We start from the raw sequence: 2,765 nt of genomic DNA on the forward strand, positions 1-2,765 counted from the left end.
ATGCGGGTGTAGCTCAATGGTAGAGCCCTTGCCTTCCAAGCAAGTTACGTGAGTTCGATTCTCATCACCCGCTCCAAAAAAAAGCTTACGAGTATTCGTAAGCTTTTTTATTATTTTAACAAAACTATAGCATGCAATTTGTATTTAAATCCAAAGATTAAGAATAAATATAAAAAAATGGATTTTTTGAAATATAATTACCTTATAGGAGGATATGCTATGGATAGTTTTTATGATAAGGATAATATAAAAAAATTTGATGAATTATACAAATATGAAGGTAAACTAGGACCAATTTATAATAATAATAGAACTGTGTTTAAGCTTTGGGCTCCTTTAGCAGAATCGGTGAAAGTAATTTTTTATGGAAAAGATGGTTATGATTATAGTTCAGATTCAAAAGAAGTTATAGAAATGGAATATCAAGAGAATGGAATTTGGAATTTAGAGGTTGAAGAAAATTTAAATGGAGAATTTTATAATTATCTTGTAGAGCAAAGTGGAGTTGAAAAAGAAGTCGTAGATCCATATGCGAAAGCTGTTGGGGTTAATGGCAAAAGGGGAATGGTAATAGATTTGGATCAGACCAATCCTATTGGATGGAATAATCATGTTATTCCAAAGCTTAAGAGTCCTTTAGATGCTATTATATATGAAGTTAATATAAGAGATTTTACGATAGATAATAATTCAGGCGTTGATAATGATATAAAGGGTAAATTTAAGGGGTTTTGCGCAGAAACTTTTAATAATAATAGAAAGATAAAAACTGGAATCAATCATTTAAAAGAATTAGGTGTAAATGTAATTCAAATTCTTCCAGCTTTTGATTATAAAACTATAGATGAAAGATATTTTAGTGAAGAAGAGTATAATTGGGGATATGATCCATTAAACTATAATGTGCCGGAAGGATCTTATTCAAGTAATCCGTATTTTGGTGAAGTAAGGATAAAAGAGTTTAAGGAATTAATAATGAAGCTTCATGAAAATGGATTCAAGGTCGTAATGGATGTTGTGTTTAATCATACAGCTGATACAGAAGATTCTAATTTTAATAGAATATTACCTAAATATTATTACAGGAATAATATTGATGGAAGCTTTTCTAATGGTTCAGGATGTGGAAATGAATTAGCATCAGAAAGAATAATGGTTAGGAAATTTATATTAGACTCTTTAAAGTATTGGGTAGATGAATATAAAATAGATGGTTTTAGATTTGATTTAATGGGACTTCATGATATTGAAACTATGAAGATTATTAGAAAAAAGTTACCAGAAAATATAATAATCTATGGGGAAGGGTGGAAGGCTGGAACATCAATTTTAGAAAATAATTTTTTAGCACTTAAAGAGAATATATCTCGATTTGGAAAATTACAAGTAGGGGCCTTTAGTGATGATATAAGAGATGCAATAAAAGGGAGTGTATTTGAAGCGAAAAAGGGTGGATTTATAAATGGAGGTAATGGCTTTGAGGAAACGATAAAATTTGGTATAGTAGCATCTACAAATCATAAAGATATTAATTTTAATAAACTTAAGTATTCAAAAATTCCATGGGCTCTTGAACCATATCAAGTAATAAGTTATACATCAGCTCATGATAATTATACTCTTTGGGACAAATTAGCTTTAGTTAAGCCTTCGTTTCCTAAGTATGATAGAATTAAAATGAATAAATTAGCAGCAGCTATAATATTAACTTCTCAAGGAATCCCATTTATTCATGCTGGAGATGAAATATTGAGAACTAAAAAGGATAGAAGTGGGACGTTAATTGAAAATAGTTATAGATCATCAGATTATGTGAATAAATTTTATTGGAGTAGAAAAGAAAAATATATAGATGTATTCAATTATTATAGAAAATTAATAGAGTTAAGAAAAAATCATAAAATTTTTAAGATGAATTCATCGAAAGATATAAATGATAATATAGAATTTTTAACCTTGGAAGATAACTTAAAAAATTTTGTTGGTTATATAGCACATGGAGATAGAATTAATGATTCTTTAGGAAAAATAGCAGTATTTTTTAATGGAAATAAACATAATATTGAAATAGATTTAAAGCATAATAACTTTATAGCTATTTTAGATGGGCAGGATATCAATGAAAAAGGACTTTATAGAATAAACAATAATCTAATTAATATAAAACCTATCTCGGCTTTAATAGTTAGATATTTATAGAAAGAATTATAAAAGGACTATAACAATATTGTTATAGTCCTTTTTGGTGCACCTAGAGGGATTTGAACCCCCGACCGATGGATTCGAAGTCCAGCGCTCTATCCAGCTGAGCTATAGATGCAAAATTAATACACAATACATTATAGTATGAATAAAATATAATTTCTACGTTTATACTAACATTAATTAAATTTATTGAAAATATGTAAAGAATATTTAGATATTATACTTAAACATATCCTAGTGTATCAATATATGTAAAATAAAGAAAAGTATATATATAAATGAGAAAAAAATATATAATCTTAAATAAACAAGATAATTTTAGATTCATATATAAATCACTATGATAAAATAGTCAATGTTCTTGGGAACTAAGTCAAAGAAGTTTTGAGAAATATGTTTTAAAAAATGTTTTAAAAAATGTGTTGACAAGAAAAACTCAAGATGATAAGATAAGGAAGTCGCTTGAAGGCGACGAAAAAATGATCTTTGAAAATTGAACAGAATATAAGTTAAGTATAAAATAAACCAGCAATTCTTTTAAGTCTTAAAATTAAGACTCA

The 2,765-nt window shown here is 27.3% G+C and carries 1 protein-coding gene and 2 tRNA genes; 2 read left to right on the forward strand and 1 reads right to left on the reverse strand.

The annotated features are described in order from the left end of the window. Positions 1-2: 2 nt before the first annotated feature. Positions 3-76, forward strand: a tRNA-Gly gene (locus tag ACQPUY_RS17615). 143 nt (positions 77-219) lie between these two features. After that, positions 220-2,199, forward strand: a complete 1,980-nt coding sequence (gene pulA / locus ACQPUY_RS17620) for a type I pullulanase (protein WP_430843351.1) — start codon at positions 220-222, stop codon at positions 2,197-2,199. Positions 2,200-2,243: 44 nt separating this feature from the next. On the opposite strand, the gene ACQPUY_RS17625 is transcribed toward pulA, so the two are convergent. After that, a tRNA-Arg gene (locus ACQPUY_RS17625) sits at positions 2,244-2,320 on the reverse strand. Positions 2,321-2,765: the final 445 nt, after the last annotated feature.

The organism is Clostridium nigeriense, assembly GCF_050585245.1.
Lineage (GTDB): Bacteria > Bacillota > Clostridia > Clostridiales > Clostridiaceae > Clostridium > Clostridium nigeriense_A.

What these genes read in the sequence shown, in the direction of transcription:
- pulA (WP_430843351.1), top strand. Translation starts at nt 220, where the DNA reads ATGGATAGTTTTTATGATAAGGATAATATAAAAAAATTTGATGAATTA.